General features: G+C 75.1%; 5 protein-coding genes. 2 read left to right on the plus strand and 3 right to left on the minus strand.

All coding sequences use genetic code 11. The features are described from left to right. The first annotated feature begins 15 nt into the window (after positions 1-15). Positions 16-1,059 carry a type III polyketide synthase gene (locus tag ABD223_RS23225; protein WP_344038516.1) on the plus strand — a complete coding sequence of 348 codons (1,044 nt, stop codon included), beginning with the start codon at positions 16-18 and terminating at the stop codon, positions 1,057-1,059. Then, entirely contained in the window at positions 1,056-2,609 is a 1,554-nt protein-coding gene (gene mhpA / locus ABD223_RS23230) for a bifunctional 3-(3-hydroxy-phenyl)propionate/3-hydroxycinnamic acid hydroxylase MhpA (RefSeq protein WP_344038517.1), read from the plus strand. The genes ABD223_RS23225 and mhpA overlap by 4 nt, the downstream gene beginning before the upstream one ends. Here the strand turns inward: mhpA and ABD223_RS23235 are convergent. The 3 genes from ABD223_RS23235 to ABD223_RS23245 form a co-directional block, all read right to left on the minus strand. Beyond that, positions 2,599-2,754, minus strand: a complete 156-nt coding sequence (locus ABD223_RS23235; RefSeq protein WP_344038518.1) for a hypothetical protein — start codon at positions 2,752-2,754, stop codon at positions 2,599-2,601. The genes mhpA and ABD223_RS23235 overlap by 11 nt on opposite strands. 165 nt (positions 2,755-2,919) lie before the next feature. Next, positions 2,920-3,978, minus strand: coding sequence for a branched-chain amino acid aminotransferase (locus ABD223_RS23240; protein WP_344038519.1), 1,059 nt, complete (start codon positions 3,976-3,978; stop codon positions 2,920-2,922). A 32-nt stretch (positions 3,979-4,010) separates the two neighbouring features. Then, positions 4,011-4,379 (minus strand): nuclear transport factor 2 family protein, encoded by a 369-nt coding sequence (locus tag ABD223_RS23245; protein WP_344038520.1) that lies wholly within the window; start codon positions 4,377-4,379, stop codon positions 4,011-4,013. Between the last annotated feature and the right edge of the window lie 61 nt (positions 4,380-4,440).

Raw genomic sequence — 4,440 nt, forward strand, 5'->3', positions numbered from 1 at the left:
GGGGGAGGGCGGGTGGTGACCGCGCGCATCACCGGCATCGGCACGGCGCTGCCCCGCGCCTTCGAGCAGCGGGACGTGTGGGACCGGTACTTCCGCGCCCACTTCGGCGGCAGCCGCGCCGCCGAGAGGATCTTCCGCTCGGCCGGGGTGGAGCGCCGCCACGGCGCGGTGAGCCCCCTGGACGAGGACCTGTCCGGCGCGTCGACCGGCGTCCGGATGCGGCGCTACGAGCAGCACGCCCCCGCGCTCGGGCACGCCGCGGTGGCCGCGGCCGTCGAGGACGCCGGGCTCACCCCGGCCGACGTCGGCCAGCTCACCGTCGCCTCCTGCACCGGCTACACCGCGCCCGGCCTGGACGTCCGGCTCGCCGCGTCGCTCGACCTGCCCGCCGACGCGAGGCGCCTGCTCGTCGGCCACACCGGCTGCCACGCCGCCCTGCCCGCCCTGGCCGCCACCGCCGACTACGTCACGGCGCACCAGCGGCCGGCGGTGCTGCTGTGCGTCGAGCTCACCTCCCTGCACGTGCAGCCGCCGACCCGCGACGTGCAGCAGATCGTGTCCCACGCCCTGTTCAGCGACGCCGCCGCGGCGATCGTCCTGAGACCCGGGGACGCGCCGGGCGGCCTGGAGCTGCTCGGCACGACCACCCTGACCGACAGCACCACCCAGGACCACATGACCTGGCGGATCACCGACCACGGGTTCCGGATGGAGCTGTCGCCGCACGTGCCCGAGGTGCTGGGCAAGCACGTGCGCGGCGCCATCGAGGACCTGCTCGGCGGGCACGGCCTCGCGCCGGCGGACGTGCGCGGCTGGGCCGTGCACCCCGGCGGGCCGCGCATCCTCGACACGGTGGCGCGGGAGCTCGACCTGCCCGCCACCGCGATGGAACACTCCCGGCGGGTGCTGCGCGAGCACGGCAACTGCTCCTCGGCGACCGTGCTGCTGGTGCTCGGCGACCTGCTCGCCCGCGGCGGCCTGCGACCCGGCGACCCCGTGGTCGCCATGGCCTTCGGCCCCGGCCTGACCCTGTGCGCCGCCCTGCTGCGCGCCACGTGACCGCCGTGGACACCCGGGTGCTGCCGGTGGTCGTCGTCGGCGCCGGGCCCACCGGGCTCGCCGCCGCGACGCTGCTGGCCCGCCACGGCGTCGAGTGCCTGGTGCTGGAGCGCCGGACCGAGGTCCACCCGCTGCCCCGCGCGGTGCACCTCGACGACGAGGTGCGCCGGGTCCTGGTCCGGCTGGGCGCGGGCGACGGGTTCGCCGGCATCTCCCGGCCGGCCCGGGGCCTGCGGCTGCTCGACCGCGACCTGCGGGTGCTCGCCGAGTTCCGGCGGGGCGCCGAGCCGGGCAGGCACGGCCACCCCGAGGCGAACATGTTCGACCAGCCCGAGCTGGAACGGGTCCTCCGCGCGAACCTGGCGCGGCACCGGGGCGTCCGGGTGCGCGGCGGCGTCGAGGTCACCGCTCTCGCGCAGGACGGCGACGAGGCGGAGGTGGCGTTCACCGACCTCGCCACCGGCGAGCCGGGCGTGGTCCGCGCTCGGTACGTGCTCGGCTGCGACGGCGCGAACAGCCTCGTCCGGTCCCACACCGGCGTGGGCGTGCGCGACCTGGGCTTCACCCAGCGCTGGTTGGTCGTGGACGTCGCCACGCGGGCCGAACTGGACCAGTGGGAGGGCGTGCACCAGGTCTGCGACGGCCACCGCGCCGCGACCTACATGCGGATCGGCGGGGACCGCTACCGCTGGGAGTTCCGGCTCCGGCCCGGCGAGGGCGCGGAGCAGCACCGCGACGTCGCCGCGCTGCACCCGCTGATCGCGCCGTGGACCGGGGCCGTCCCGGTCGAGGAGCTGGAGCTGGTCCGCGTCGCCGAGTACGAGTTCCGCGCGCGGGTGGCCGAGCGGTGGCGCGACCGCCGGGTGTTCCTCCTCGGCGACGCCGCCCACCTCATGCCGCCGTTCACCGGGCAGGGCCTGGGCGCGGGGCTGCGCGACGCGGCCAACCTCTGCTGGAAGCTCGCCGGTGTCCTCGGCGGGGCGCTGCCCGGCGTCGCGCTGGACACCTACGAGGTCGAACGCGCGCCCCACGCCCGCGCGATGATCGGCCTGGCCAAGCTCGTCGGCATCGCCATGACCGGCGGCGGCAGGGCGGGCGACCTGGTGCGCGGCGCGGTCGTGCCGAGGCTGGGATCGTTGCCGGGCCTCAGGAATCGCGCGCTGGACAGCGAAACGCCGCCGCTGCGCCGGTCCGACCTGGTGGTGCGGTCCCGGTTGCGCGGCGGCCTGGCCGGCCGGCTGTGCCCGAACGCGGTGCTCGGCGACGGCCGCCGCTTCGACGACTTGGTCGCGGACCGCTTCGCCGTCGTCACGTCGGTCGACGTCACACCGGCGCGGCGCGCCGCCGTGGAGCGGCGCGGTGCGGTCCTCGTGGCGACCCGGCCGGGGGAGGACCTGCACGCCTGGCTGCGCGGTGGTCGCGCGACGGCGGCGGTGGTCCGCCCCGACGGCGCGGTGCTCCGGGCGGGCCGGGACCTGGCGGCGCTGTGCGCCGACCTGCCCGGCCCCCTGCCCGTCGCGCGCCGCGGCGAGCGGAGCGTCAGAAGATGAGGATGAGCAGCAGCATGATGCCGGCGACGATGGCGATCGGCACGATCGGCACGCTGCCGGGACGCCTGCGGTGGTGGCTCTGCACCGTGGTGGTGCGGAAGAAGCTGTACGGCAGGCGGCGGCGGTGGCGCTGGACCCAAGGCATGGCTGCTCCCGGCTTCGTCAGGTGGCTCTCGTCCCACCGGAGGTACCCGTTCGCCGCGCTCCGGACACCTCGGTTGCCGTGAAGCAATTCCGAAGTGGGGGAGCAAGTGCGAAGCGGAGGAGCGGGCGGGTCGGGGCGGGGCCCCGACCCGCGTCGCCCGGGACCTCAGCACACCCGGTGCAGCCACCCGTCCACGTCCGCGACCCGGCCGCGCTGGAGGTCGACGAGAGCCTCGCGCAGGGTGCGGGTCACCGGCCCCATCTCGCCGTCACCCACGGTGAAGTCGCCTTCGACGTCCTTGACGTGCCCGACCGGCGTGACCACCGCCGCGGTGCCGCAGGCGAACACCTCGGTGATCTCACCGGCCTCGCACCCGGCCCGCCACTCGTCGACCGAGACCGGGCGCTCCGCGACGCGGTAGCCGAGGCGGGCCGCCACGCGCATGAGGGAGTCGCGCGTCACGCCGGGCAGCAGGGTGCCGGTCAGCGGGGTGGTGAAGACCTCGGCGCCCGGGCCGTTGCCGCGCACGAAGAACAGGTTCATGCCGCCCATCTCCTCGACCCAGCGGCGCTCGGCGGAGTCCAGCCACACCACCTGCTGGCACCCGGCCTGCTGCGCCCGGCGCTGGGCCACGAACGAGGGACCGTAGTTCGCCGCGCACTTCACGTCGCCCGTGCCGCCGGGCATGGCCCTCGCCTGGTCCCGCGACACCAGCACCGACACCGGGCGCACCACGTCGCCGAAGAAACCGCCCGCGACGAACGCCATCACCAGGAACAGGTACTCCTCGGACGGCCGCAGCATCAGGTTGGCGTCCGTGCCGAACATCAGCGGGCGCAGGTAGAGGCTGTGGTCGGGGTCGTCGGACAGCTCGCCGTGGTCGGCGGCGACCACCGCGTCCACGCCCTCGACGTACAGGTGCTCGGGCAGCTCCGGCATGGCCAGTCGCGCGCCCGACCGGTTGAAGCGGCGCGCGTTCTCCCACGGCCGGAACACCGCGACCGAGCCGTCCTGCTGCCGGAACGCCTTCATGCCCTCGAAGATCACCTGGCCGTAGTGCAGGCCCAGCGTCGCGGGGTGCAGCGAGAGGTCCGCCAGCGGCTGGAGGCCGCCGTCGTGCCAACCGAGGTCGGGCGAGTAGCGCAGGCTGTAGAGGTGGCTGGTGAACGCGTCGCCGTGGCCGGGCGCCTTGACGGCGGTGGTCTTGTCCAGGACGGAGGTCATGACGGGCTCCTTCTTGCGGCAGGGGTGGCGGATCAGGCGAGGGGGGCGAAGAAGAACGTCTCGCGCCGGCGGAAGCGGTCGTCGGCGGCCAGGGTGAAGAAGTCGGCGTAGCGCAGGCTGGTCGGCGTGCCGTCGCGCAGCACGCCCTCGAACGAACCGCGCACCGCGACCTGGTCGCCCTCCCGCACCACCGACTCGACGCGGTGCGTGCCCTCCTTGATGACGCGGACGCTGGTGTAGAAGTGGGCCACGCCCTCCTGGCCGACGGCCGGCGGGTAGCCGGGGCGGTGGTAGACGGTGTCCTCGGTGAACATCGAGACCAGCGCGGGCACGTCGCCGGAGTCGACGAATCGGTAGAAGTCCTGGACCAGGTGGGTTTCGCGGGTCAGGGCGGTGGTCATGGCGATTCCTCCACAGTGGACGAACGAGGGTGGTCGGCGACAGGGCGGCAGGTGAAACGGG

Source organism: Saccharothrix xinjiangensis, from assembly GCF_039527585.1.
Lineage (GTDB): Bacteria > Actinomycetota > Actinomycetes > Mycobacteriales > Pseudonocardiaceae > Actinosynnema > Actinosynnema xinjiangensis.

Coding starts and splice junctions, on each gene's coding strand:
- ABD223_RS23240 (WP_344038519.1), bottom strand. CDS start 3,978: ATGACCTCCGTCCTGGACAAGACCACCGCCGTCAAGGCGCCCGGCCAC.
- ABD223_RS23235 (WP_344038518.1), bottom strand. CDS start 2,754: ATGCCTTGGGTCCAGCGCCACCGCCGCCGCCTGCCGTACAGCTTCTTC.
- ABD223_RS23245 (WP_344038520.1), bottom strand. CDS start 4,379: ATGACCACCGCCCTGACCCGCGAAACCCACCTGGTCCAGGACTTCTAC.